The organism is Sphingomonas oligophenolica, from assembly GCF_039522915.1.
GTDB classification, from domain to species: Bacteria; Pseudomonadota; Alphaproteobacteria; order Sphingomonadales; family Sphingomonadaceae; genus Sphingomonas; species Sphingomonas oligophenolica.
On record NZ_BAAAEH010000035.1, the window covers coordinates 93,594 to 117,052 of the forward strand.

Genomic DNA, 23,459 nt, shown 5'->3' on the forward strand with positions numbered 1-23,459 from the left:
TGCGCGACAAGTGCGTACCCGTGCCACCCTTCTGGCCACCTTGTTGCGGCTGATCGAGACTCGCCCGTTCGATCAGGTGACGATCCGGGAAATCGCTCAGGAGGCCGAGATCGGCTACGCAACCTTTTTCCGGCATTATGCGTCGAAAGAGGCCTTGCTCGATGATCTCATGGCCGGTGAGGTTGCCGAACTGGTCGATCGCGCCTGGTCGGTGCTGCTCTCGGCCGACAGCGGTCAATCCTGTGTCGCCCTGTTCGACTATGTCGCCGAACGGCGCGCCTTATGGTCGGCGCTGCTGACCGGTGGGGCGGCCGCCATGTTCAGGCAGGAGTTCATCCGGCAGGTGAAGGTAATCGCAGAGCGCGAAGGCGGAGTCGGCGGCTGGCTCCCCGATGAACTGCGCGTCTTCTTCGCGGTCAACGCGACCGTGGACATCCTGGCCTGGTGGCTGCAACGCGGCACCGAGATCAGTATCGAGCGAATGGCGGGGATTCTCGATCGGCTCGTCGTCGCCCCGGCGATGGCTGTGGAGTGAAAATGCTTGCTGCTTGCAACGGGCTGGACCGAGGGCTGTAACAGGGCCGGGGGAGAAGCCGATGGACAGCCTGACAATCAGCATCGCGGCGGGCACGGTCAGTGGTGCCAACCGGGAAGGCGTGTCGCGCTGGCTCGGTATTCCCTATGCTCAGGCCGGGCGCTTCTCAGCCCCCGTCGCGGCCGCGCCGTGGCCTGGCGTGCGCGATGCGACGGTGCATGGCCCGCAATGCCCGCAAATGTACGGCAGCAACCCGAAACGGGCGCGGGTCGCGGCGCCCGATTTCGGCGAGGATTGTCTGTCCCTCAATATCTACGTGCCCGAAGGTGGCGCGGATGTCGGGCGCAAGCCGGTCTATGTCTGGATCCATGGCGGCGCCTTCGTCGCGGGCAGCGGCAATCCCTATGACGGCTCCTGGATGGCGCGCGCCGGCGATGTGATCGTCGTCACGATCAATTACCGGGTCGGCGTGCTCGGCTTCGTGAATTTCGGCGAAGCGCTTGGGCTTCCCGACATCCCGTCGAACCTCGGGCTGCGCGATCAGATCGCTGCGCTCGAATGGGTGCGCGACAATATCGCTTCGTTCGGTGGCGATCCGGCGCGGGTGACGGTCGGCGGTCAATCCGCGGGATCGATGTCGGTCTCGCTGCTGATGCTGTGCAAACGCGCCTGGCCGCTCTTCCACGGCGCGATCATGCAGAGCGGTGCGGTCAGCCTCATCCATAGCCGCGAAAAGAGCAGGGCGATCGGGCGGCGCTATGCCGAGTTGCTTGGGATCAATCAGGGCGATCTCGAGACGCTGCGGACGATGGACTTGATCGCGCTGTTCACCGCGCAAGGCAAGGTCGACGCCGAGAACCCCAATGGCATCGCCGCTGCGCCCTGGTTCGATGATGATCTGCTGCCGGACTCGATGGCCGGGGCGGGAGCGCAGCAGACGCCACCGGTGCCGCTGCTCGCCGGATCGACGCGGGAGGAGATCAGGCTGTTCGAGCTTATGCCGGGCGACATTCTGCCGACGAAATGGCCCGACCTCGAGCGCTTGTTGAACGACCAGCTCGGCGCTGAACATGCCGCGCGCGTCCTCGCCGCCTATCCCCGAACCAAGCTGGGTCGCCGTGCGCTGGCGAGCGACCTTGCCTTCGCCATGCCGACCCGCAACTTCGCCGAGCGGCACGCGCGGCACAGCCCGACCTGGTTTTACCGGTTCGACTATGGCCACCCGATTGCCGGCGCCACCCACGGCCTCGACCTGACGGTGACCTGGCCGATGCCGAGCTTCCGCGCTGCGCTGGCGCGGGGCGGCGCGATGCGCGGCAAGCGCGCCGCGCTCGGCGGGCGTATGGTCAAACATTATGCGCATTTCGTGCGGCACGGGAGAGTGGGGGCAGGCTGGCCCGCGTACCTGCCGGAGGAACGGCAGGTGATGATCTTCGGGCTCGACGACCGGGTCGAGGCCGATCCCGATGCCGATCGCTTCGCCGCCTGGGACGGGCGGGACGTTACGCCGGCATCGGGCTGACGGGCGAGTCGCGGCGCAAAGGCTTTCAAGGCGACGCTGATATCGCCGACTGGAGCCCCGGATGGCTTCCCTGTTATGCGGTGAATAACAGGGAACTGAATTTTTTCGGTTCGGGCTGTCATGAACATTATGACGCAATAGCAATAGCTTGACTGAGGCTTGGTCACCCGGATCGGCACCGAACAGGGAAATAACAGGGAAATAACAGGGAATGGCGGGCGCGTGACGCCATCGGCAGTGAACCGAAATCCTTCGACGGTCCGACGATGAGAAAAAGCGGCGTCGGGCTTCTACACATATCCCGTCTGCGGTCCTGATATCCCGGGACATGATGCTGTTGAATCAGGGTTCCGATCAAACGCGGGACGGCGCGCCGCACAAGACGGGCTGACCTCCTATTTCCCGAGTTTCAGATATTTGCCGAAGAAATTCGTCATCACGTCGAACGCCTCGCGCGATTCAGGGAGCGAGGTATCGTAGAAGAAAGCGTGGCCGAGGCCGTCCCAGACGTGCAGGTCAGCCGTCACCCCAGCCTTGACGAGCGCGGCATGCGTGCTGACCGCCGCGCTCATTTCCATGGCCCGGGTCGCCGTGATGATCAGCGTCGGTGGGAAGCGCCTGAGTGTCTGCGGCGAAAGGATCGGCGAGACCATCGGGTCGGACAGGTCGATGCCCTTGAAATAGGCCGGGCCGCCTTCGCGCGCCGGCAAGGCCTGGAAGGGCCTGGAGAAGGAACGGCTGTCGCCTCCCCAGCGGCCGTCAGCCGACGCACAGAAGATGCCGATCGCGGCGGGAAGCGGGAGCTTTTCCTTGACGAATGCAGCCATTGCTTCTGCAGTCAGCAGGCCGCCGGCCGAACATCCGAAGATGCCGATATCGGCCGGCTTGTGGGTCTTGAGGAGCTCACGGTAAACCTTGACGACATCCTCTGTCGCGGCCGGATAGATGGTTTCCGGGCCCTGCCGATAGGTGATGCTGACGATCTCCACCTTGGCGAGACCCGCCAGCGGGATCGATTCGAGCATGCCAGTGCCGCTGGCGACACCCATCACGAAGCCGCCGCCCGGCAGGTTGAGCAGGATCTTGCCGCTATTGGCCTTGGGCACGCCGCCGGCCGGTGTGGCATAGACCGCGGGCACGCCGGCGATTTCGGCTTCGCGCGTGGTGACCCCGAATTTCTCCTTCAGCGGGTTGAGCCGCGACGCCAGGATCTTGCCCATCTGGGTGCGGATCGGACCGATCTGTTCCGGCTTCAGGGCCCGCATGGGTGCCTCCTGATCGGTTGGGGTCCGGGGCAGCGCCTTTCGGGCTTCGTCGCTGAGATAGATCGAGGGGGGCAGGCGGAAGGAGGGAACGACGACAGTGCCATCGGCTTCGATCGAACCATCGGCGGCCGGCACCTGCTGGGCAAGGGCCGGGGCCGCCGACGCTGCCGCGGCGAGGCATAGGAACCGCATGATCTGGTTGCGCATCTGCTCTCTCCTGGATCCGTATATTATGAACCATAACATACCGACTTGAGGACCTGGCGCAAGGGGACTAGGCCGCGATGATGACCCCGCCCGAGCCGCCTGACCTTTCGATATCGGATCCGCTTGGGGCGATGCTTGGCTTCCAGCTCCGCCGCGCTTCGGTCGCGGTGATGATGGCGCTGGCCGAGGAACTTGCCACGCTGGGGCTCAATCCGGGCGAGGCGTCGTTGCTGCTGTTCATCGGCGCGAATGAGGGCGTGACGCAAAGCGATATCGGGCGGGCGATGCGGGCTCAGCCGGCCAATCTCCAGCCGCTGGTTCATAAATTGTGGCAGGCGGGGGCGCTCGATCGGGTGGCCGGCAAGGGGCGTGCGATTGCGCTTTCGCTGTCCGATGAGGGCCGTGTGCTGTGCGAGAAAGTGTCGCGGGCGTTTGCGCGGAATGAAGCTCGCATCACCCGCCGCGTGCCGGCGGAGAGAAGGGCTGAGATGATCGAGTTGCTTCGCCTGATCTGCATGGACGCGTGCCGTCCCGGCGGGCGCGAGACCGAGTAGGTCCGCCTCACGCCGGATCGGGATCAATCCATTTCGAGGTCAGCGCCCGCGGAGACATATATTTGGTCGTCGTCCAGCCGCCATCGACGACGATCGTCTGGCCGTTGATGAATCCCGCCCCGGGCGAGCACAGGAAGGCGATGGTGCTGGCGATGTCCTCGACCTCGCCGAGACGCGGGAATGGGGTCGTCTCGACATTGACTCGCTTGAAGGTCTCGTCCTCGAAGCGGTGGCGGACCATGTCGGTCATGGTCACGCCGGGCGCCACGCAATTGGCGCGAATTCCCTGGGGTCCATAGTCGCAGGCGATGTGCTGGGTCAGCGCAGTGAGGCCGCCTTTCGCGGCCGAATAGGCGCCGCCGCGGCGACCGCCGATCATCGCGTAGGTGGAGGTGACGTTCACGATGCCGCACCCGTCACCCATATGGACGATCGCTTCCCGGCAGAGGCGGAAAGGCGCGCGCAGCATCAGGTCGAGAAAGCCGTCGAGCGTCGCATCGTCGGTTTCGTGAAGTGGCCTGGGGCTGCCGGCGCCGGCATTGTTGATCAGGAAATCGATCCGCCCGAACCGCTCCAGGGCGAGCGCGACGATTCGCCGCGGCGCGTCGTCTTCGGTCACGTCGACTGACAGGGCGGCGAACCGTTCGGGATCGTCTAGCGCCGCTGCCAGCGTGTCGAGCTTCGCCTGGTCGCGGCCGACCCCGACGATCGCCATGCCCGCACCATGCAGCATCTTCGCGGTGGCCAGGCCGATGCCGCTTCCCGCTCCGGTGATGATCGCAACCTGCATCGGCTCTTTCCTTCACTTCTGCTCGGTGCCGCTCATATCTCCGATCCCGGCGGGCGGCTAACCCGCGCGGGTCAATGTCGCCCTGGCGATGTCTGGCCTCGCCGGGCGGATCGCGCTTCTGGTGCCATCCCGCCGCGTATAGGGTCGCCGGCATAGGCTGAGGATGATCCATGACTGATTTGAATTTCGACGGACGCGTTGCCGTCATTACCGGCGCCGGCCGGGGGCTTGGGCGGGAATATGCGCTGCTCCTCGCATCGCGGGGCGCGAAGGTCGTCGTCAACGACAATGGCAGCAGCATCGTCGGCGACGCCAGCGATGCGGGGCCTGCCCATGACGTGGTACGCGAAATCGAGGCTGCGGGCGGCGAGGCAGTTGCCTGCACGGATTCAGTCGCGACGCCCGAGGGCGGCCAGGCGATCATCCGGACCGCGCTCGATCGTTACGGCCGGATCGACATCCTGATCCATAATGCCGGCAATGTCCGCTACGGCGCGCTCGACGAAATACCGCAGGAGGATTTCGAGGCAGTGCTCGACGTCCATCTGATGGGCGCCTTCCATGTCGTTCGCGCCGCCTTCCCGGCGATGATCGCGGGCGGCTATGGACGGATCGTGCTGACCTCGTCGATCGGCGGCATCTATGGGAATGCGCGCTGCGTGAACTATGGCGTGTCGAAGGCCGGGATGATCGGCCTTTCCAACGTCGCGGCGATCGAAGGGGCGGAAAAGGGTATCAAGTCCAACATCATCATCCCTGCCGCTGTCACGCGCATGGCTGAGGGGCTCGATACTTCGCAATATCCGCCGATGGATCCTGGGCTCGTCTCGCCCGTGGTGGGCTGGCTGGCGCATGAAGAGTGCTCGATCAGTGGCGAGATGCTCATCTCCGTCGCCGGGCGCGTGGCGAAGGCGTTCGTCACTGAGACTGAAGGGGTCTACCACCCCTCCTGGACGATCGAGTCAGTCGGTGCGGAGATGGACGCGATCCGCGATACCTCGAAGCAATGGACCTTCGCGCCGGTGCCTGCGGGTCACCGCGAGCATCTCATCAAGAGCTTTGAGATGGCGCGGCGGGGCGGCTGAACAGGCCACGCGCTACACGGCGGTCAGGGACGCGCGGATCGCCTGTTTCAGCACCTTGCCGGCATCGTTCTTCGGCAGCTTTTCCCAAAGCGCGACCTGTTCCGGATATTTGAAGCGCGCCACGCCGTGCGTTGCGAGAAAGGCACCCAGGCCCGCGACGTCGGGCGCGGCATCGCCGCGCGGCACCACCACGGCGACCGCGCGCTCGCCGGTCCGGGCGTCGGGGATGCCGACGATCGCGATCTCGGCGATGCCGGGATGCGCGACGAGCAGATCCTCGATCTCCTTGGGCGAGATGTTCTCGCCGTTGCGGATGATGAGGTCCTTGATGCGCCCGGTGACGACGAGATAGCCGTCATCGACCCATTTCCCCTGGTCGCCGGTGCGGTAGAAACCCTCCTCGTCGAACGCGCTGGCTTCGTCTTCGGGGTGGACATAGCCGACCAGCATCTGCGGCCCCCGCGCGCGGATTTCGCCGTCGGCGGCGATCTTCACGGTCGCGATGCCGGGCCGGCCGTCGGTCTCGGCCGCATGGTCGATATCGTCGCGGTCGATTACCCCGATCGTGGTCACCGGCACCTCGGTCGAGCCATAGACGCGGGAGACGACCGCCTTGTCGAGATAGGCCGATGCCTCGCGGACGAGCGTGGGCGGCACCGACGCGCCGCCGCAGATGAACAGCTTGAGATCGGGCAGGCGCGTGTCCGCCGCGCGCGCGGCCGCGAGCAGATGCTGAAGGAAAGGGGTCGCGCCGGCCATATGCGTGCAGCGCTCGGCGAGCATGATACCGATCGCGGCGTCGGGATCCCATTTCTCCATCAGCACGGCGGTCGAGCCGAGCAGCAGCGGCATCTCGAACGCGTAGATCGAGCCACCGATATGGCTGATCGGTGAGGGCACCAGGAAGCGGTCGCCGGGTTCGACCAGCCAGTGGCAGCCGATCTGGCGGATCAGGGCGTTGAGGGAATTGTGGGTGTGGAGCACGCCCTTGGGCCGGCCGGTCGTGCCGCTGGTGTACATCACCATGCGGACGTCGTCGGGGTCGAGCGCGGGCAGGGGCGTCGTGCCGCCTTCGGCCGCCAGCGTCGCATAAGCGATGTGCGGGCCGGCATCGCCGCGGACCACGACGATGTCCGGGCAGCGCTCGAGCTCGGCCGCGACGCGGGACATCATCGCCCCATAGTCGTATCCTCGAAACTCAGCGGGGACGAAGATGATCCTGCTGCCGATATCGGCCAGCATGAAGCGCAGGTCATGCTCCCGGAGCGAGGGCAGCACGGGATGCGCGACCATCCCGGCAAGCATCGTCGCGAGATAGATCTCGGCTGCCTCGTGCCAGTTGGGCAGCATGAAGGAGACGACGCTGCCCGGCGCGAAGCGGCGCAGCAGCGCGCTTGCCAGCCGCTCGGCGCGGGCGTTGAGCGCGCCTGCCGAAAGGCGCACGGCACCATCGATGAGGAGGATGCGCGCAGGGTCTTGCTTGGCGGCGCGGTGAAGCGCGTCGGCGCAGGTTTCCCGTCGCCACCAGCCCGAGTCATAGGCAACGCGCGCACGGTCGGCGTCCCAGCGGATACGCCATCCGGCGGTGGTGACCCGGGTCGCCTGGTCTTCAGTCATCCTCCCCCGGCCCTCCTGTTCTGTATTCTGGCAGTCTTGAGCAGCTATCCGATCATGCTGCCATTGGCACCGCTCCGACCGAAGCATCGCCGGGGCGAAGGCGCCGTCACTGGCCGGCCCTGTTCTCAACGCCTGCGATGAGGATATCGACCAGCGCGGCGGCCATGTCGGCCGGCGCCAGAACGCCGTCGGGGCGGTACCAGCGTGCCGGCCAGTTGAGGGCGCCGGCAAAGGCATTGGCCGTCACCCGCACATCGATGGCGCGCGCCGATCCATCCTTGACCGCCTCCTCGATCATGCCGCGCAAGGCGTCGTCGATCTCGCGCTTCAATGCCCGGAACCGGGTGCGCGCCGCGGGCGACAGTACCTCGTCGCCGGTGCGGATCACGCAGCGGCCGAATTCGCCCATGATGACTTCCGCGTAGCGGCACAGAAAGGCCCGCAGCCGGTCGAGGCCGTTGCCGGGCCCCGCGCGGGCTTCCTCGACCGCCGCCTGGAGCTCGCCGAGGCCCATCGTCACGCACTCGAGCAGCACCTGATCCTTGTTGCCGAGATGGTGGTAGATGACCGGTTTGGTGACGCCGAGGCTCGTCGCCACGTCTTCGAGCGAGGTCGCATGGAAGCCGCGCTCGTTGAACATGCGGACCGCAGCGAGCAGCAGGGCGGCACGCTTCTGCCCGCGCTCCGCGATCGTCGTGCGGGTCGATCTGAACGGCGAGGCGGCCGGTTCGAGGGGGGCGGGATTGACGGACATGCTGTCCTTGGCACGAGTGAATAATTTATAGCTACTCGTGAGTAGCATTATTCCCGACAGTAGGTAAATGGGTGTCGAGCGACTCGCGCGACGGCGCTGAACGCCGAGGAGATTAGACATGACCGACGACCCGATCATCATCGCCAGCTTTGCCCGCACCCCGATGGGCGGCTTCCAGGGCGCGCTCAGCGCCGCGAGCGCGACCGATCTCGGCGCCGTGGCGGTGAAGGCCGCGGTCGAACGCGCGAAGGTCTCGCCTGAGGCGATCGACCGCATCTATATGGGCTGCGTGCTGCCGGCCGGGCTCGGCCAGGCGCCGGCGCGCCAGGCGGCGCTGAAGGCGGGGCTGCCGATGTCGGTCGAGGCGACCACGGTCAACAAGATGTGCGGCTCCGGCATGCAGGCGACGATCATGGCCGCCGAGGCGCTTGCCGCCGGGACGGTCGATGTCGTGATCGCCGGCGGCATGGAGAGCATGACCAACGCGCCCTATCTGCTGCCCAAGCATCGCTCGGGCGCGCGGATCGGCCATGACGTCGTGATCGATTCGATGATGCGCGACGGACTCGAGGATGCCTATGACCAGGGCAAGCCGATGGGCGCCTTTGCCGAGGACAGCGCCCGGGTCTACCAGTTCACCCGGGCCGACCAGGAGAGTTTCGCGATCGAGAGCCTGTCGCGCGCCAATGCGGCGATCAGCGGCGGCGCGTTTCTCGAGGAAGTGGTGCCGGTGACGATGGCGACGCGCGGCGGCGAGGTGACCGTCGTGGAGGACGAGCAGCCGGGCAAGGCGAAGCCGGAGAAGATCCCGACGCTGAAGCCGGCCTTTGCCAAGGACGGCACCATCACCGCCGCGACGTCCGCCTCGATCTCCGATGGCGCCGCCGCGCTGGTGATCACGCGCCGCTCGGTCGCCGAGGCGCAGGGCCTGGCTCAGGTTGCGGTGATCGTCGCGACTGCCGCCCATGCGCACGCGCCGGCCGAGTTCACGACCGCGCCGGTGCCGGCGATCCGCAAGGTGCTCGAGAAGGCCGGCTGGAGTGCTGACGATGTCGACCTGTTCGAGGTGAACGAGGCGTTCGCCGCGGTCGCGATGATCGCGCAGCGCGAGATCGGCATTCCGCGCGACAAGCTCAATGTGAATGGCGGCGCGACCGCGCTCGGCCATCCGATCGGCGCTTCGGGCGCGCGGATCATTGCGACCCTGATCGCCGCGCTGAAGGCGCGCGGCGGCAAGCGGGGCGTGGCTGCCCTGTGCATTGGTGGTGGTGAAGCGACTGCGATCGCGGTCGAACTGGTTTAAGGGGCAGGATAAATGGACATGAACGGGGTTGCCGCCATCGTCACCGGCGGCGCATCGGGGCTGGGCGGCGCGACCGCACGCTTGCTCGCGAGCAAGGGCGCGAAGGTCGCGATCTTCGATCTCAATGCGGAAGTCGGCGAGGCTACCGCGCGGGAGATCGGGGGCCTGTTTCTGCCGGTCGATGTCTCCGACGATGCAAGCGTGACCGATGCGATCGCCAAGGCCGAGGCGGCGCATGGCGTGGCGCGCATTCTCGTCAATTGCGCGGGTATCGCGACGGCAATGCGCATCGTCGACAAGAATGGCGATCCGCATCCGCTCGGCCTGTTCCGCAAGGCAGTCGAGGTGAACCTGATCGGCACCTTCAACATGATCTCGAAGTTCGCCGCGCGCCTGATCGCCGCCAAGATCGAGGGCGAGGAAGCCGGCGTGATCGTCAACACCGCCTCGGTTGCCGCCTATGACGGGCAGGTCGGCCAGGCGGCTTATGCCTCGTCCAAGGGCGGTGTCGTCGGGCTGACCTTGCCGGCCGCGCGCGACCTTGCCCAGCACCGTATCCGGGTGATGGCGATCGCGCCGGGCATCTTCCTGACGCCGATGCTCAAGGGCCTGCCCGAGGCGGCGCAGGAGTCGCTCGGCCATCAGGTGCCGCATCCCAGCCGACTCGGAAAGCCCGAGGAATATGCGCAACTGGTCGACTCGATCATCGCCAATCCGATGCTCAACGGCGACGTAATCCGCATTGATGGTGCTATCCGCATGGCGCCGCGCTGAACCTCAAGGAAGAGCTCCATTATGGCAGAAGCCTATATCGTTGAATCGCTGCGCACCGCCGGTGGCCGTCGCAAAGGCGCGCTGGCCGGGGTCCATCCCGCCGATCTGGGGGCTGCAGTGCTCAATGCGCTGGTCGACCGGACCGGGGTCGACCCGGCCGCGATCGAGGATGTGATCGTCGGTTGTGTCAGCCAGGTGGGCGAGCAGGCCTTTGCCTTTGGCCGCAACATCGTCCTCGCCTCGCGGCTGCCGGACAGCGTGCCGGCGGTGACGATCGATCGCCAGTGCGGATCGTCGCAACAGGCGCTTCACTTCGCGGCGCAGGCAGTGATGTCGGGGACTCAGGATATCGTCATCGCGGCAGGCGCCGAGAGCATGACGCGCGTGCCGATGGGGTCGAACATCGCGCTTCACGCCCAGGCCGGGATCGGTGAGGGGCCTTGGCCACGCTCGATCAAGAACCGTTATGGCGTGGCTGAGTTCAGCCAGTTCTACGGCGCGCAGGCGATCGCCGACAAATATGGCTTCACGCGCGAGATGATGGACGAATATGCGCTCGGCAGCCATCGCAAGGCGGCGGCTGCGATCAAGGCCGGTGCTTTCACCGAGGAGATCGTGCCGATCGAGACGCTCGAGGGCGTCTTCGCCCAGGACGAGGGCGTGCGCCCCGACAGCAGCCTCGAGGCGATGGCCCAGGTGAAGACGATCGCCGAGGGCGGCACGATCACCGCCGCCAATGCCAGCCAGATCAGCGACGGTGCTTCGGGTGCGATGGTGGTGAGCGAGGCTGCGCTGAAGCGGTTCAACCTCACGCCGATCGCGCGGATCGTGGGCCTGACGGTGACGGCGGGCGACCCCGTCATCATGCTCGAGGAGCCGATCCCGGCGACGCGCAAGGCGCTGGCGCGGGCGGGGATCAAGCTCGAGGATATCGACCTGTTCGAGGTGAACGAAGCGTTCGCCTCGGTGCCGATGGCGTGGCTGAAGACGCTGGGCGCGGATCCGGCGAAGCTCAACGTCAATGGCGGCGCGATCGCGCTCGGCCATCCGCTCGGCGCTTCGGGGACCAAGCTGATGTCGACCCTGCTTCATGCGCTGAAGGCGCGGGGCGGGCGCTACGGATTGCAGACCATGTGCGAAGGCGGCGGCATCGCCAATGTGACGATCGTCGAACGGCTCTGACCGGCCCAATCGCGACAGGATACATAGGGGAGAGGGAATATGGCGATCCGCACGCGATTCACTGAATTGACCGGGGTCGAGCACCCCATCGTCCAGGGCGGGATGATGTGGGTCGGGCGCGCCGAGCTGGCGGCGGCTGTCTCCAATGCCGGCGGGCTCGGCATTCTGACCGCGCTGACCCAGCCGAGCCCCGATGACCTGCGCCGCGAGATCGACCGCTGCCGAGCGATGACCGACAAGCCGTTCGGGGTGAACCTCACCATCCTGCCTTCGGTGTCGCCGCCGCCTTATGCCGAGTATCGCCGTGCGATCATCGATTCGGGCATCCGCATCGTCGAGACGGCGGGTTATAATCCCGGCGAGCATGTCGAGGATTTCAAGGCGCATGGCATCATCGTCATCCACAAATGCACGGCGGTTCGCCACGCGCTGTCGGCCGAGCGGATGGGGGTCGACGTCATCTCGATCGACGGCTTCGAATGCGCCGGCCATCCCGGCGAGGACGACATCCCGGGTCTGGTGCTCATCCCGGCGGCGGCCGACAAGGTGAAGATCCCGATGCTTGCCTCGGGCGGCATCGGTGATGCCCGCGGCCTGGTCGCCGCGCTGGCGCTCGGCGCCGAGGGGATCAACATGGGCACGCGCTTCTGCGCCACTGTCGAGGCGCCGATCCATGACCGCATCAAGCAGTTCCTGGTCGACAATGACGAGCGTGCCACCAACCTGATCTTCCGCCAGTTCCGCAACACCGGGCGCGTCGCGCGGAACGGCGTGTCCGACAAGGTGGTCGAGATCGCGCTGCAGCCCGGCGCGACCTTCGAGGATGTCCGCCCGTTCGTCGGCGGGGCGCTGGGCCGGACTGCGCTCGAAACCGGCGATCTCGATGCCGGGCTGATCTGGGCAGGGCAGGTGCAGGGGCTGATCCACGACGTGCCGACCTGCGCCGACCTGATCGACCGGATCATGACCGAGGCTGAAAGCCTGATCAGCGATCGGCTCGCGGGGATGGTCGCGCGCGACCTGCAGCCGGCATGAGCGGCGGGCCGCTCTCGGGCATCCGAGTCGTCGAGTTCGCGGGCATCGGCCCCGGCCCGCACTGCGCAATGCTGCTCGCCGATCTGGGCGCCGAGGTGCTCCGCATCGATCGGCCTGGCGGCAATGGCTGGCCCAACCCGATCGTCGACCGCGGCCGAGCGACGCTGATCCTCGATATTCGCACGCCCGAGGGGCGGGAGCAGGCGCTCGAAGCGATCGACATGGCCGATGTGCTGATCGAGGGGAACCGCCCCGGCGTCATGGAACGGCTCGGCCTCGGCCCGGAGGTCACACTTGAGCGTAATCCCAGGCTTGTCTACGGCCGGATGACTGGCTGGGGCCAGACCGGACCGCTCGCCAAGGCCGCGGGGCACGACATCAACTATATCGCGCTGACCGGCGCGCTGGCGGCGATCGGACGGCCCGGCGAACCGGCCACGCCGCCGCTCAACCTGGTTGGGGATTTCGGCGGCGGATCGATGTTGCTCGCCTTCGGCATCGCCGCTGCCCTGGTCGAACGGGCAAGCTCGGGCCGCGGCCAGGTGATCGATGCCGCGATCGTCGACGGGACATCATCGCTGATGACCATGTTCGCCGGCCTGCTGCCCGCCGGGCACATCTCGATGGAGCGCGACGCCAATATGCTGGGCGGCGCGGCGCCCTTTTATCGCTGCTACATCTGTGCCGACGGCCTCGAAATTTCGGTCGGCGCGATCGAGCCGCATTTCTACGCGCAGCTCGTCGAACGGATCGGTGCGCCGCGCGACCTGCTCGCCCGCCAGCATCATCGGGCCAGCTGGCCGGAGGATTGCCGGCTCCTCGAACAAGTGTTCGCAGGCCGCACGTCGCTCGAATGGACGGCGCTGCTGGAGGGCACTGATTGCTGTGTCGCGGCTGTGGTGCCGCTGACCGAGGCGGCGGCGCATCCGCATCTGCGCGCGCGCGGCGTCTATGTCGAGCATGAGGGCCTGGAACAGGTCGCGCCGGTGCCGCGCTTCTCGAGGACTCCGGGCGGGATCCGGGCGACCGAAGAACCGGCCGCGCTGCTTGCGCGGTGGCGGTCCGATCGGGACTGACGGATGGTCGCCGGGTCCAGGAGCGGCTGAGAATTCCCGCTGTTATCCGCTGATATCCGGTAAACCTTTTTTCGCCGCTGTTATGTTGGATTTTCCGGACAAATTTCTCGTTTTTTATCAATGTTTTGTCGGTGATCCCGCTGTTATCGAATAACAGCGGGAAAACAGCGACGGAACAACGGGAAGGAACAGCGGCGCGGCGCGGGTAACAGCGGCGGAACAGCGGGGAACAGCGGGAGGGGCCGCCATAACAGCGGTCATTGGCAGATTTCGGTCATGTCAAAGAGCAGGCGAGAGCCTATGCAGCGCTCTTCCACCCGCACCTTTCCATGATTGTCGCAACGATTGAATCGAGGGACGTGGAGCCCTGTGGAGACGCTCGCCGCTATTCCTTTTCTCGCTTCCCTGGCGAAGGGAGAACGGAGCGTGATCTGCTTGGCAGCGGGCTCCGCGAGGGCTTATCCACGCGATGTCATAGCTAATACGAATGACTTCACCAGAATTTTGCAATAGACTGCATAGGCCTCTCGGGTCCAAGCGCGATTCTTCCGGAGAGGAACGCAATTCGATGCCGACAGTCAGGGATGTAACACTGGATTTGCTGCGCCGGCTGGGCATGACGCATATCTTTGGCAATCCCGGATCGACCGAGCTGCCGATGTTCCGGGATTTTCCTGAGGATTTCAGCTATATACTCGGCCTTCAGGAAGCGACCGTGGTCGGCATGGCGGATGGCTTTGCCCAGGCCAGCCGCAACGCGGCGTTGGTCAACCTCCACAGCTCGGCCGGGGTCGGGCACGCGATGGGCAATCTGTTCACTGCCTTCAAGAACCAGACGCCGCTGGTGGTGACGGCCGGGCAGCAAGCGCGATCGATCCTGCCGTTCGAGCCCTTTCTCCATGCCGATCGGCCTACCGAATTTCCGCGCCCGTTCGTCAAATGGGCGTGCGAGCCGGCGCGTGCCGCCGATGTGCCGAGGGCGATCGCGCGCGCCTATCATGTCGCCATGACTCCGCCTTTCGGGCCGACCTTCGTCTCCGTGCCGGTCGACGATTGGGACCGTGAAGGCGAGGCGGTTGAACCGCGCCAGATCGCGACGGCCAATCCCGGCGATCCGAGGGCCCTGGCACAGCTCGTCGAGGCGCTCGGCCGCGCCGAACGGCCCGTGATCATCCTGGGCGCGGGCGTCGGTCGCGACGGCGCATGGGACGCAGCGATACGGCTCGCGGAGGCGCTTCGCGCGCCGGTCCATGTCGCGCCCTTTGCCTGCCGCAACGCATTTCCCGAGGACCACCCGCTGTTCGCCGGGTTCCTGCGTGCGAGCCGGAAGGACATTGTCGAAACGCTGGCCGGGCATGATGTGGCACTGGTCGTCGGCGGCCCGCTCAACCTCTACCACACCGAAGCGTCCGGGCCGCACATCCCCGACGCGCTGGACCTGTGGCTGGTCGACGACAATCCTACCGTGCTGTCCTGGGCGCCCTCGGGCAGCGCGATTCTGGCCAACAGCCGGATCGCGCTCGACTATCTCGCTGAACGGGTACACGCATCGTCGCGCGCCGCACCGCCGGCGCGAGCGCTTTTCGCGCGGCCGGAAGGGGACGCGATCACCGATCGCCTGGCGATGCATCGCGTGGCGGCGCTTCGGCCGACGGAATCGGTCATCGTCGAGGAGGCCCCGTCGAGCCGCGACGCGATGCATGATTTCCTGCCGATCGTGCGCGCCGACGGCTTCTACACCACGGCGAGCGGTGGGCTTGGCTATGCGCTGCCCGCGGCGGTGGGGATCGCGATGGCCCGGCCGGACGAACGGGTGATCGCCCTGATCGGCGACGGCTCGGCGATGTACTCGATCCAGGCGCTGTTTACCGCCAGCCGGCTCAGCTTGCCGCTCAGCGTGCTGGTGATCAACAATCGCCGCTATGAAGCCCTTGAATCGTTCGGGCGCCATTTCGGGCTCGGCAAGGTCGAGGGCACCGATCTCGGCGGGCTCGATTTCTGTGCGCTCGCCGCAGGGCACGGGATGGCGGCGCGCCGCGCGGAAACGCCGGAGGAACTGGACGCAGCGCTGACCTGGTCCTTTGCGGCCGAAAAGCCCACGCTGGTGGAAATCGTCGTCGCCTGAGCGACGCGGGAGAGGAAACGCCTATGTCGGCATATCGCCTGTCGGAGCTGATCGACGATCGTCCCGCTGACGGCGTCTTTCGCATCAACCGTGCGCTGTTCAGCGACCCGGACGTGTTCGCGCTGGAGCAGCAATATATTTTCGAGGGCGGCTGGGTGTTCGTCGGCATGGCAAGCCAGGCGCTTCAGCCGCATGACTATTTTACCGGTTTCATCGGCCGCGTGCCCATCATCGTCAGCCGTTCGGAGGATGGCGCGCTCAACGGCCTGATCAACGCCTGCCCTCACAAGGGCGCGCGCGTCGCGCAGCAGCTGTCGGGCAATACGCGGCTTCACGTCTGCCCGTACCATAGCTGGAGCTTCGACAGTTCGGGTGCGAACCGCAATATCAAGTGGCGGAGCGGCGGCTGCTATGGTGCGGGCTTCGATCGCGAGAATCACGATCTCGCGCGCATCCCGCGCTTCGGCGAGTATCGGGGCTTTCTGTTCGCGAGTCTCAACCCCGATGTTCCGAGCCTCGAAGACTATCTGGGAGAGGCGCGCAAGCTGCTCGATCTGGTGGCTGACCAGAGCACCGAAGGCGTCGAGCTGGTGCCGGGCGCGGTCCGCTTCACCTTCGCGGCGAACTGGAAGATGCAGCTCGAGAATTGCTCGGATCAATATCACTTCACCTCGACTCACCCGAGCTACATCCGAATCCTGGAAGCGCGGGCGCGCGAGCAGAAGAACGATGTCGTCCAGTCGACGCTTGGCGGCAGCGATTTCTGGAAGGAAGACGCCGAAGGGCCGACCGGCGGCACGTTCAGCTTCGAGCACGGTCACGTCCTCAACTGGGGCCTGATGGCGGTGACCCCGGCACTGCCGCTCTATGAGCGGGCTGACGAGATCGCCGAGCGGATCGGCACGGCGCGGCGCAATTGGATGTTCAACATGCGCAACCTGACGATTTTCCCCAACCTCCAGATCGCGGAGAATGCCTCGAGCCAGTTGCGGGTGATCCGGCCGATTGCGCACAACCTCACCGAGATGCAGACCTGGTGCATCGCGCCGCGTGGCGAGAGCGCCGAGGCGCGGCGAACGCGGATCAGGCAATATGAGGATTTCTTCAATCCGACGGGCATGGCGACCCCCGACGACACGGTCGTCTATGAGGAATGCCAGATGGGCATGGCACGGCAGGAACGGCCATGGCTGCAGGGCCACGCCCGCGGCCTCACCGCCTCGGTCGAGGGCGGCAATGCCTATTCGGAGATGATCGGCCTCAACCCCCAGCGCAGCGTGCTCGGCCAGGCGCAGACCTGCGACGAAAGCCTCTTCCACAGTTACTATCGCGCCTGGGCGACCCGCATGCAGGATGGACTGGCATGACGCTGCTGACTGACCGCGAGGCCGAGCTCTTCCTGTACCGCGAGGCGCTGCTGCTCGACGAGGGGAGCTATGACGCGTGGATCGAGCTGTTCACGCCCGATACCGTGTTCTGGATGCCGGCGTGGAAAAGCGAGAGCGAGCAGACCAGCGACCCCGACAGCGAATTGTCGCTGATCTATTATCATGGGCGCAGCAACCTGGAGGACCGGATCAGGCGAATCCGATCGGGCATGTCGGTCGCTTCGAAAGTGCGGCTCAGGGTGATGCACGCTATCAGCAACGTGATGGTGACCGCGCGGGCGCCGGGAACCGCCAGCATCTCGAGCTGCTTCATCGTCAATCTGGTTGATGTCCGTGCGGGGCGTACGCATGGTTTTTTCGGTCGATACGAGCATGAGCTGGTGCACGGGGAGTCGGGCTGGCGGATTTCGCGCAAGGTGATCCGGCTGCTCAACGACGTGGTGCCGACCTTGCTCGACATCTATTCGATATGACCGCGTCCCTCGCATCCAGCGGCGCGCGCGGCTTCGGCAGGGTCGCGATCCTAGGCGCGGGCGCAATGGGCAGTCTGTTCGCCGCACGGATCGCCGAAACCGGCGCGCAGGTCGTGGTGATCGATGTCGATCCCGCGCGGCTTGCCGCAATCGGCGAGCGGGGCATCACGCTCACCGACGACAGCGGGACGCGAACCGTTCCGGTGGCGGCGTCGCTCGCGGCCGATGTCAGCGCCCCGATCGACCTCGTCATCCTGTTCACCAAGGGCATGCACAGCGCCTCGGCCATCGCGTCAGTCGCGCATCTGCAGGGCGGACGCCCCGTCGCGCTGACGCTGCAAAACGGTATCGGGAATGCCGAGCTTCTCGCCGATGCTTTCGGCGCGGATCGGGTGGTGATAGGCACTGCGCTGATCCCGGCCGATCTTGCGGGCCCAGCTGCGGTGACGACGCATGGCGCTGCTTCCCTTTGCGTCGGGCCGATGGCGCCTGGTGCTCAAGCCCCCGCCGAACGCGTTGCCGCGCTGCTGGAGCGGGCTGGTTTCTCGGTTTCGCGCCCCGACGACATCGCCGCAGCGGTGTGGGAAAAGGTCGCGTTCAACGCGGCGCTCAATGCCATCGCCATGCTGTGCGAGGTGTCGAATTCGGGCATGGACAATCCGCCCGGGCGTCGCATTGCGGAGGCAGTCGCGCGCGAGACGGCCGCGGTCGCCGCCGCGAAGGGAATCACTATCGTTCGCGCGGGGATCATGGCGAGCATCGATACCGCGCTGCGCGAGCATCGCGGACACAAGGCCTCGATGCTGCAGGATCGCGAAGCGGGCCGGGCGACCGAGATCGAGACGATCAACGGCGCCATCTCGCGCGAGGGTGCGCGCCTCGGCGTGCCCACCCCGGTCTGCGACACGTTGAGCGATCTCGTTCGCATCGTCGAGGCACGGCCGACGTCGTGACGGCCCCGGCACGCCGGCTTGCGGTGCGCCAGGGAAGAACTCATAGGCGGGCGCATGAGCTTTGACGGACGCGACCTGCGCGCTTTCCTTGCCGTGGTAGATTGCGGCAGCCTCGGCCGTGCGGCGCATGTGGTGAACATGACTCAGCCTTCCCTGAGCCGTCGCATCCAGGAAATGGAACTTCGCCTCGGCAGCCCGCTGTTCGAACGACACAGCAAGGGCATGGCGCTCACGGCGGCGGGCGAGGCGCTGATCGATCACGCCCGTCTGCTCGTCTTCGAAATGGAACAGGCCGAGCAGGCGGTCGCCGCGCTCAACGGGATGCAGCGCGGGAGGCTGCGGCTCGGCGCGGTTGCCGCGCTCTGCAGGGGCGTAGTGCCGCGCGCGATCGCGGCGATGCTGCGCGACGCGCCCGAGATCATTGTCGATCTTTTCGAAGCGCCCGACAGCGAGCTGGTCGACGCGCTGGTCGGCCGGCGGCTCGACCTGATCGTCGCGACCGACGGGCTGGAACATGACGAGATGATCGCCATCGCGCCGTGCCGGGTCGAGGACAGGTTCGTGCCCTGCAGCCGGGTCGGCAACCCGCGGCTCGATCCGGCCTCGACCGACCTCGATGCCCTGCTCGACTGTTCCTGGGTGATGCTCGGGCGAGGCCGAACGCCGCGGCTGATGTTCGAGGAGCTGTTGAGCCGTTCGGGTCGGAAATTGCCCAGGATCGCGGTCGAGACCAATTCGATCGGCGCCCAGATCGCGATGGTGGCGAACAGCGACATGCTTGGCTGGTTGCCGATGGCCCTCGTCGCGGGGCAGGTCGATGCGGGATTGCTCCAGGTCCATTCAATCCCGGAGCTCGTCATCGAGCGGAGCTTCCAGATCTACCGCCGCCGCCGCGCCATTCTCGCCAAGCCGGCCCAGCTCGTGCTCGACCATCTTGCGGCGGCCATGGACGCGCCGGGCTGATCTAGAAGTCGATCACGTCGGGCGCGATCATGACGACGCGCTTGATGATGCGGCGCAGCCCCGAATCGAGCTGCTTGCGCTCCGCGTCGGTCAGGTCGGCGACCCAGTCGTTGAAGAACTTGCCGCGCTCTCCGCGGACGGCGGCATGGACCTTCTTGCCCTCGTCGGTCAGCGAGACAAGGCGGCTGTTGCGTTTCCTGGGATGGGGCTCGCGGCGAACCAGCGCGCGCTTTTCCAGATTGCCCAGCGCCCGGCTCACCTCGGCGCGATCGACGAAAGCGAGGTTGGCGATTTCACTTGCGCTGCACGTGCCGAGATAATCGAGGTGAGCGATCGTCCGCCATTCAGCGAGCGAGAGGTCAGCCGTTTCCCTGACATGCTGCGCCGTGACCCGGTCGAGCAGCTTGCTGAGCAGCAGGATATGGTAGGGCAGGTTCTGCGGCGCGACATTTGCCCAGCGTTCCTCGAGCGCCTCAACGGCGCGGTGTGCCGCACTCGATTCGTGTTGTTTCATCACCATTCCTTATCCGTCGATCCCGTGTTTGTCGCTTGCCAAAGCGCGATTGTTGAATTATCATCATTGAATAATCAACAATACCCCTGGTGGAGAGGACTGTGGCGATCGACATTAGAAATGATGTCTCGGGCTGCTGCGTTTCGGGGACCCGTCGTGGCCGATCGGGGCGCGGCAGGCCCCGTCCGCGGTCATTTCCGGGCAGGACGGAAAATCCCTCCAATTGAACCACGGCGCTCCGGAGCGCCGTCTCGTCGGACGGCCTCGACGCGCGGGGCCGCCAGTATCTCGCAAACAGGCAGCGCAGATTGCCAGCACATAACGGATGAATGGGAGAAGATATGATGGGTCACGAGCTGAAAATGGGACGGTTGAAGTTGGTGCGGTGCCTGATCCTGGGGTCGACTGCGCTGAGCGTTGCCGCCCCGCTCGGATCGAGTGCCTTTGCCGCGGCGCCTCTCTCCCGGAATCCCGATCGGGTCGCGATCGAAGCAGCGCCGGCTGAGGGCTCGGGGGCCCAGGACTCCACCGCCACGACAGGTGAGACGTCGACTCAGGCGGATAGCGCCAAGGCCCCGGCAGCCGACACGGCTGATATCGTCGTCACGGGCACCCGCCTCGGCTCGACCGGGTTTACCGCTCCAACGCCGGTCTCGACGATCGGCGGCGACCAGATCCAGCGCATGGCGTCGCCCAATGTCGGCGAAGCGCTGGCGCAGCTGCCGGCATTCCGCTCGACCACGTCTCCGGCCAACTCGGTCGTGGGCTCGAATATCAGCCCGGTGAACGCCGGCGCGCGCATCGCCGACCTGCGGGGGCTCGGGGCCTCGCGTACGCTGGTCCTGGTCGACGGCCGCCGCTTCGCTCCCAGCACCTCGACCGGGACGGTCGATCTCAATCTCATTCCGACGCTTCTGGTGAGCCGCGCCGACATCGTCACCGGCGGCGCATCGGCCGCCTATGGTTCGGACGCAGTCTCGGGCGTGATCAATATCCAGCTCGACACCCATCTCCAGGGTGTGAAGGGCACGATTGGATATGGCGTGACCGATGTCGGCGACGGCAAGGAATATTCGGTGCAACTGGCGGGCGGGTCGAGCTTTGCGGATGGCCGCGGCCATTTCGTGGCCGGCCTCGAATATGACAAGGATAAGGGCACGGGTGGCTGCTACACGCGCAATTTCTGCGGCAACGAGCTTGCGGATCTGACGGGCACGCCGGGTGCCGGTGGTCGTCCGGCACACAACATCACGACCAACGTCCATACCTCGACGCTGACGCCGGGCGGTCTCATCACGGCGACGACCAGTACCGCCGGGGTACGCACGGCCGCCAATGGCGGCGTGCTGAGCGGGATTCAGTTCGACGCGGCGGGGCAGCCGACGACCTTCAACTACGGACAATATGCCAATTCGCTGTTCCAGCAAGGAGGGTCCGGGGCTGGACTCAACGCCTTTTTCGGCGATCCCAAGCTCTCCATCCCCGTCACCCGCTACAATGGCTACATGCACGGCGAATTTGAAGTTTCGTCAGCCTTCAAGCCGTTTTTCGAAGCGAGCTATGGGCATGTGGCGGGCTACACGCAGGGCCCGGAAATCCGCGACACCGGCTTTCCGGCGACCGGTGACGTGATCAAGGTCAGCAATCCCTATCTGCCCGCTTCGATCCAGCAGACGATGATCGCCAACAACATCGCCTCGGTGACCATCGGCAAGCTCGGTACAGATTTCGGAACGATGGACAGCGTCACGAAGCGCGACTCCTTCCGCTTTGTCGGCGGCGCCAGTGGCGACCTGGGCGGCGGCTGGAAATGGGACGGCTATCTCGAATATGGGCTGACCGACTATCACCAGTCGACCAAGAACGACCGCATCACCGCGCGCTTCGCCAAGGCGATCGACGCGGTGCGCACACCCGGCGGATCGATCGTCTGCCGCGTAAACGCGGACGCGGATCCAACCAATGACGATCCGGCCTGCGTTCCGCTCAACATCCTGGGGCAGGGCCAGTACAGCGCCGCCGCCAAGGCTTATGCCTTCGGCACGACCTATCAGAATTCCACCTATACCGAGCTCGCGAGTGCGCTCAATCTCAGGGGTTCGCCGTTCGAGACCTGGGCGGGACCGGTTGCGGTCGCGACGGGCATCGAAACCCGCAAGGACACGCTCAAGATCAGGGTCGATCCGATCTCTGCCGCCAATGGCTTCTACGTCTATAATTCGACGCCCTCCGACGGCAGCGTCGATGTGATCGAAGGCTATGGCGAAGTAGCCGTGCCCTTGCTCAGGGACAGCGCGGTGGCCAAAAGCCTCGAGCTGAACGGTGCGATCCGCCAGACCCATTACACGTCGAAGAGCCCGACCACCTCCAACGACTTCAACTCCACGACGTGGAAGGTCGGCGTGACGTACAAGCCAGTCGACTGGCTGCTGCTGCGCGCGACCGAATCGCGCGATTTCCGGGCGCCCAACACGGCCGAATTGTTCACGTCACCAGTCGGCGGTCAGCTTGCGATCACCGACAGCAAGACATCGACCCAGGTGTTCGCCCAGACCTTCACCGGCGGCAATATCAACCTGAAGCCGGAGCGGGGGCGAACCTTCACTACCGGGGTAACGCTGCAGCCCCAGGGCGCTCTCAACGGGCTGCGACTGTCAGTCGATTATTACAAGGTTCGCATCGACAGCGCGATCGCGACACTCGGCGCCCAGGTGATCGTCAACACCTGCAATTCCACCAATGCCGCGGATATTTGCAGCCTGGTGACGCGCGATTCGAACGGGATCCTCAAGAGCGTCCAGGTGCTTTTCCTGAACCTCAACCGCGTTGACCTGCGCGGCATCGACATCGAGGGCAGCTATCGGGCGCATTTCGGCGGCGGAACGACTCTCGATCTGCGTGCCCTGGCGACCCACACGATGGATTATACCAACAGCTCGCTGCCCGGCATCAATCGCGCCGGCGACAATGGGTATAATGGCCTGCCGTCCTGGGTGGTCGACGGGTTCGCGATCCTGAATCTCGGGCGGCTCGAACTGACTGCGCAGGAGCACTTCATCTCGGCCGGCAAGGTGGACGCGACCTATGTGGGGCCCGAAGATCCGGGCTATAGCGTGACGCTGCCGAACAGCATCAACACCAACCGCGTGCCCTCACGTTTTTACACCAACCTGGGGGTGAGCTTCAAACTCATCGATCGCGGGACCCAGAAGATCCAGTTGTACGCGAACGTCGTCAACCTGTTCGACACCACCCCGCCGCCCTATTGGAACGGCAACAACAACTCGGTGAACTACGACAATGTCGGCCGCCGCTATCGCGTAGGCCTGCGCTTCGGCTTCTGA

20 protein-coding genes are annotated in these 23,459 nt (G+C 65.7%); 15 read left to right on the forward strand and 5 right to left on the reverse strand.

Annotated elements, in window-relative coordinates; all coding sequences use genetic code 11:
- Positions 1 to 10 precede the first annotated feature (10 nt).
- Both ABD050_RS16325 and ABD050_RS16330 read left to right on the forward strand, forming a co-directional pair.
- Positions 11 to 535 (forward strand): TetR/AcrR family transcriptional regulator, encoded by a 525-nt coding sequence (locus ABD050_RS16325; protein ID WP_343890537.1) that lies wholly within the window; start codon positions 11 to 13, stop codon positions 533 to 535.
- Positions 536 to 596: 61 nt separating this feature from the next.
- The gene (locus ABD050_RS16330) at positions 597 to 2,057 is read left to right on the forward strand and encodes a carboxylesterase/lipase family protein (protein ID WP_343890539.1); all 1,461 of its coding nucleotides are present in this window, start codon (positions 597 to 599) and stop codon (positions 2,055 to 2,057) included.
- A 395-nt stretch (positions 2,058 to 2,452) separates the two neighbouring features.
- Here ABD050_RS16330 and ABD050_RS16335 read toward each other — a convergent pair whose 3' ends face one another.
- A complete protein-coding gene (locus ABD050_RS16335; protein ID WP_343890540.1) occupies positions 2,453 to 3,529 on the reverse strand; it encodes an alpha/beta hydrolase fold domain-containing protein in 1,077 nt (358 codons plus the stop codon).
- Positions 3,530 to 3,609: 80 nt separating this feature from the next.
- Here ABD050_RS16335 and ABD050_RS16340 point away from each other — a divergent pair, with 80 nt between their 5' ends.
- Positions 3,610 to 4,083, forward strand: coding sequence for a MarR family winged helix-turn-helix transcriptional regulator (locus ABD050_RS16340; protein ID WP_343890541.1), 474 nt, complete (start codon positions 3,610 to 3,612; stop codon positions 4,081 to 4,083).
- Between the two features lie 7 nt (positions 4,084 to 4,090).
- On the opposite strand, the gene ABD050_RS16345 is transcribed toward ABD050_RS16340, so the two are convergent.
- The gene (locus ABD050_RS16345) at positions 4,091 to 4,873 is read right to left on the reverse strand and encodes an SDR family NAD(P)-dependent oxidoreductase (protein WP_343890543.1); all 783 of its coding nucleotides are present in this window, start codon (positions 4,871 to 4,873) and stop codon (positions 4,091 to 4,093) included.
- Positions 4,874 to 5,043: 170 nt separating this feature from the next.
- Here ABD050_RS16345 and ABD050_RS16350 point away from each other — a divergent pair, with 170 nt between their 5' ends.
- The gene (locus tag ABD050_RS16350; RefSeq protein ID WP_343890544.1) at positions 5,044 to 5,958 is read left to right on the forward strand and encodes an SDR family NAD(P)-dependent oxidoreductase; all 915 of its coding nucleotides are present in this window, start codon (positions 5,044 to 5,046) and stop codon (positions 5,956 to 5,958) included.
- A 12-nt stretch (positions 5,959 to 5,970) separates the two neighbouring features.
- Here the strand turns inward: ABD050_RS16350 and ABD050_RS16355 are convergent, their stop codons facing one another.
- Positions 5,971 to 7,575 (reverse strand): AMP-binding protein, encoded by a 1,605-nt coding sequence (locus ABD050_RS16355; RefSeq protein ID WP_343890546.1) that lies wholly within the window; start codon positions 7,573 to 7,575, stop codon positions 5,971 to 5,973.
- A 106-nt stretch (positions 7,576 to 7,681) separates the two neighbouring features.
- Positions 7,682 to 8,329, reverse strand: a complete 648-nt coding sequence (locus ABD050_RS16360; protein ID WP_343890548.1) for a TetR/AcrR family transcriptional regulator — start codon at positions 8,327 to 8,329, stop codon at positions 7,682 to 7,684.
- Positions 8,330 to 8,447: 118 nt separating this feature from the next.
- Here ABD050_RS16360 and ABD050_RS16365 point away from each other — a divergent pair, with 118 nt between their 5' ends.
- From ABD050_RS16365 to ABD050_RS16410, 10 genes are all read left to right on the forward strand, one after another.
- Positions 8,448 to 9,632, forward strand: a complete 1,185-nt coding sequence (locus tag ABD050_RS16365; protein WP_343890550.1) for an acetyl-CoA C-acyltransferase — start codon at positions 8,448 to 8,450, stop codon at positions 9,630 to 9,632.
- Between the two features lie 12 nt (positions 9,633 to 9,644).
- Positions 9,645 to 10,406, forward strand: a complete 762-nt coding sequence (locus ABD050_RS16370; RefSeq protein ID WP_343890552.1) for an SDR family NAD(P)-dependent oxidoreductase — start codon at positions 9,645 to 9,647, stop codon at positions 10,404 to 10,406.
- Between the two features lie 21 nt (positions 10,407 to 10,427).
- The gene (locus ABD050_RS16375; protein ID WP_343890554.1) at positions 10,428 to 11,588 is read left to right on the forward strand and encodes an acetyl-CoA C-acetyltransferase; all 1,161 of its coding nucleotides are present in this window, start codon (positions 10,428 to 10,430) and stop codon (positions 11,586 to 11,588) included.
- Positions 11,589 to 11,627: 39 nt separating this feature from the next.
- Positions 11,628 to 12,623, forward strand: a complete 996-nt coding sequence (locus ABD050_RS16380; RefSeq protein WP_343890556.1) for an NAD(P)H-dependent flavin oxidoreductase — start codon at positions 11,628 to 11,630, stop codon at positions 12,621 to 12,623.
- Positions 12,620 to 13,699: a CaiB/BaiF CoA transferase family protein gene (locus ABD050_RS16385; RefSeq protein WP_343890558.1), complete on the forward strand. Its 1,080-nt coding sequence runs from the start codon at positions 12,620 to 12,622 to the stop codon at positions 13,697 to 13,699. Before ABD050_RS16380 ends, ABD050_RS16385 begins: the two co-directional genes overlap by 4 nt.
- Before the next feature lie 568 nt (positions 13,700 to 14,267).
- A complete protein-coding gene (mdlC, locus tag ABD050_RS16390; RefSeq protein WP_343890560.1) occupies positions 14,268 to 15,824 on the forward strand; it encodes a benzoylformate decarboxylase in 1,557 nt (518 codons plus the stop codon).
- Between the two features lie 23 nt (positions 15,825 to 15,847).
- On the forward strand, positions 15,848 to 17,191 hold the full coding sequence (locus tag ABD050_RS16395) for an aromatic ring-hydroxylating oxygenase subunit alpha (RefSeq protein WP_343890562.1): 1,344 nt from the start codon (positions 15,848 to 15,850) through the stop codon (positions 17,189 to 17,191).
- Positions 17,188 to 17,685, forward strand: a complete 498-nt coding sequence (locus ABD050_RS16400) for an aromatic-ring-hydroxylating dioxygenase subunit beta (RefSeq protein ID WP_343890563.1) — start codon at positions 17,188 to 17,190, stop codon at positions 17,683 to 17,685. The genes ABD050_RS16395 and ABD050_RS16400 overlap by 4 nt, the downstream gene beginning before the upstream one ends.
- Positions 17,682 to 18,638, forward strand: a complete 957-nt coding sequence (locus ABD050_RS16405; protein WP_343890564.1) for a ketopantoate reductase family protein — start codon at positions 17,682 to 17,684, stop codon at positions 18,636 to 18,638. Before ABD050_RS16400 ends, ABD050_RS16405 begins: the two co-directional genes overlap by 4 nt.
- A 54-nt stretch (positions 18,639 to 18,692) precedes the next feature.
- Positions 18,693 to 19,601 (forward strand): LysR family transcriptional regulator, encoded by a 909-nt coding sequence (locus tag ABD050_RS16410; RefSeq protein WP_343890565.1) that lies wholly within the window; start codon positions 18,693 to 18,695, stop codon positions 19,599 to 19,601.
- 1 nt (position 19,602) lies between these two features.
- Here ABD050_RS16410 and ABD050_RS16415 read toward each other — a convergent pair whose 3' ends face one another.
- Positions 19,603 to 20,115 carry a MarR family winged helix-turn-helix transcriptional regulator gene (locus tag ABD050_RS16415; RefSeq protein WP_343890566.1) on the reverse strand — a complete coding sequence of 171 codons (513 nt, stop codon included), beginning with the start codon at positions 20,113 to 20,115 and terminating at the stop codon, positions 19,603 to 19,605.
- A 344-nt stretch (positions 20,116 to 20,459) separates the two neighbouring features.
- Here ABD050_RS16415 and ABD050_RS16420 point away from each other — a divergent pair, with 344 nt between their 5' ends.
- Positions 20,460 to 23,459: a TonB-dependent receptor domain-containing protein gene (locus tag ABD050_RS16420; protein ID WP_343890567.1), complete on the forward strand. Its 3,000-nt coding sequence runs from the start codon at positions 20,460 to 20,462 to the stop codon at positions 23,457 to 23,459.

Bases quoted from the DNA above. Each gene is read 5' to 3' on its own strand.
- ABD050_RS16330 (WP_343890539.1), top strand. From the start codon at position 597: ATGGACAGCCTGACAATCAGCATCGCGGCGGGCACGGTCAGTGGTGCC.
- ABD050_RS16335 (WP_343890540.1), bottom strand. From the start codon at position 3,529: ATGCGCAACCAGATCATGCGGTTCCTATGCCTCGCCGCGGCAGCGTCG.
- ABD050_RS16340 (WP_343890541.1), top strand. From the start codon at position 3,610: ATGACCCCGCCCGAGCCGCCTGACCTTTCGATATCGGATCCGCTTGGG.
- ABD050_RS16345 (WP_343890543.1), bottom strand. From the start codon at position 4,873: ATGCAGGTTGCGATCATCACCGGAGCGGGAAGCGGCATCGGCCTGGCC.
- ABD050_RS16350 (WP_343890544.1), top strand. From the start codon at position 5,044: ATGACTGATTTGAATTTCGACGGACGCGTTGCCGTCATTACCGGCGCC.
- ABD050_RS16355 (WP_343890546.1), bottom strand. From the start codon at position 7,575: ATGACTGAAGACCAGGCGACCCGGGTCACCACCGCCGGATGGCGTATC.
- ABD050_RS16360 (WP_343890548.1), bottom strand. From the start codon at position 8,329: ATGTCCGTCAATCCCGCCCCCCTCGAACCGGCCGCCTCGCCGTTCAGA.
- ABD050_RS16365 (WP_343890550.1), top strand. From the start codon at position 8,448: ATGACCGACGACCCGATCATCATCGCCAGCTTTGCCCGCACCCCGATG.
- ABD050_RS16370 (WP_343890552.1), top strand. From the start codon at position 9,645: ATGGACATGAACGGGGTTGCCGCCATCGTCACCGGCGGCGCATCGGGG.
- ABD050_RS16375 (WP_343890554.1), top strand. From the start codon at position 10,428: ATGGCAGAAGCCTATATCGTTGAATCGCTGCGCACCGCCGGTGGCCGT.
- ABD050_RS16380 (WP_343890556.1), top strand. From the start codon at position 11,628: ATGGCGATCCGCACGCGATTCACTGAATTGACCGGGGTCGAGCACCCC.
- ABD050_RS16385 (WP_343890558.1), top strand. From the start codon at position 12,620: ATGAGCGGCGGGCCGCTCTCGGGCATCCGAGTCGTCGAGTTCGCGGGC.
- mdlC (WP_343890560.1), top strand. From the start codon at position 14,268: ATGCCGACAGTCAGGGATGTAACACTGGATTTGCTGCGCCGGCTGGGC.
- ABD050_RS16395 (WP_343890562.1), top strand. From the start codon at position 15,848: ATGTCGGCATATCGCCTGTCGGAGCTGATCGACGATCGTCCCGCTGAC.
- ABD050_RS16400 (WP_343890563.1), top strand. From the start codon at position 17,188: ATGACGCTGCTGACTGACCGCGAGGCCGAGCTCTTCCTGTACCGCGAG.
- ABD050_RS16405 (WP_343890564.1), top strand. From the start codon at position 17,682: ATGACCGCGTCCCTCGCATCCAGCGGCGCGCGCGGCTTCGGCAGGGTC.
- ABD050_RS16410 (WP_343890565.1), top strand. From the start codon at position 18,693: ATGAGCTTTGACGGACGCGACCTGCGCGCTTTCCTTGCCGTGGTAGAT.
- ABD050_RS16415 (WP_343890566.1), bottom strand. From the start codon at position 20,115: ATGAAACAACACGAATCGAGTGCGGCACACCGCGCCGTTGAGGCGCTC.
- ABD050_RS16420 (WP_343890567.1), top strand. From the start codon at position 20,460: ATGGGTCACGAGCTGAAAATGGGACGGTTGAAGTTGGTGCGGTGCCTG.